The organism is Actinomyces sp. ICM39 (genome assembly GCF_000282935.1).
In the GTDB taxonomy this organism is placed as follows: Bacteria; Actinomycetota; Actinomycetes; order Actinomycetales; family Actinomycetaceae; genus Pauljensenia; species Pauljensenia odontolytica_B.
In genome coordinates this window covers 1-991 of the sequence record NZ_ALCB01000031.1, presented here as the reverse complement: position 1 = coordinate 991, position 991 = coordinate 1, and the positions used below count along the sequence as shown (strand labels likewise).

Below are 991 nucleotides of genomic sequence, written 5' to 3'. Positions count from 1 at the left end.
GCCCGCGCGCTCGCCGGCCAGCTGGCGGAGCGCCTGACCGGCATCCCGCAGGCTTCGACGAACGAGGCCGGGGCCTCCTCGGGCGCATCTCCCGCGGAGGGGGTGCGCTCCCCCGGTGCGCGCGCCTGGGTGTCGACCGTGGCCGACCCGATGCGGGCGATGGACTGGGTGAACCTCTTTGCCCTGGCCGTCAACGAAGAGAACGCGGCGGGCCACCGCGTCGTGACGGCGCCGACGAACGGCGCGGCCGGCGTGATCCCCGCGGTCCTGGGCTACCTGGTGACGCACTGCCCGGAGACGGGGTCGACGCCCGGCGTGGCGGCGGGCCCCGCGACGGAGGACGGCGCGGTCACCCCGCTGGCGCACATCCGCATGACGACGGAGGACTCCTCGGAGACTTCTTCGGATGATCCCGCGTCGCCCGAGGCCTGCGCGGCCCGCCGCCGCGCCCTCGTGCACGACTTCCTGCTGGCGGCGACGGCGATCGGCGCCCTTATTAAGACGAACGCGTCCATCGCGGGCGCGGAGGTCGGCTGCCAGGGCGAGGTTGGGTCGGCTTCGGCGATGGCGGCGGCCGGCCTGGCGCAGGCCCTCGGCGGCACCCCGCAGCAGGTGGAGAACGCGGCGGAGATCGCGATGGAGCACTCGCTGGGTCTGACGTGCGACCCGGTGGCGGGCCTCGTGCAGGTGCCGTGCATCGAGCGCAACGCGATCGCGGCCGTCAAGGCGATCAACGCGGCGCGCATGGCCCTGTGGGGCGACGGCCGCCACACGGTGAGCCTGGACGTGGTCATCGAGACGATGCGCCAGACCGGCAACGACATGCTCTCGAAGTACAAGGAGACGTCGGAGGGCGGCCTGGCCGTCAACGTCGTGGAGTGCTGAGGCCTGGCCGGGCTTCGAGACGACGCGCAGAGCCACACATCAGCAACCCGGCCCCACTGGTGTGGAGGGCACCGGAGGGACCTGCCGCGGTGCCGGTGGGCGGTGG

The 991-nt window shown here is 73.7% G+C and carries 1 protein-coding gene; it reads left to right on the top strand.

The features are described 5' to 3' along the window. Positions 1-885 (top strand): L-serine ammonia-lyase, iron-sulfur-dependent, subunit alpha (locus HMPREF1137_RS01720; RefSeq protein WP_007588147.1); only part of this gene is annotated, 885 nt, incomplete at its 5' end. Positions 886-991 lie beyond the last annotated feature (106 nt).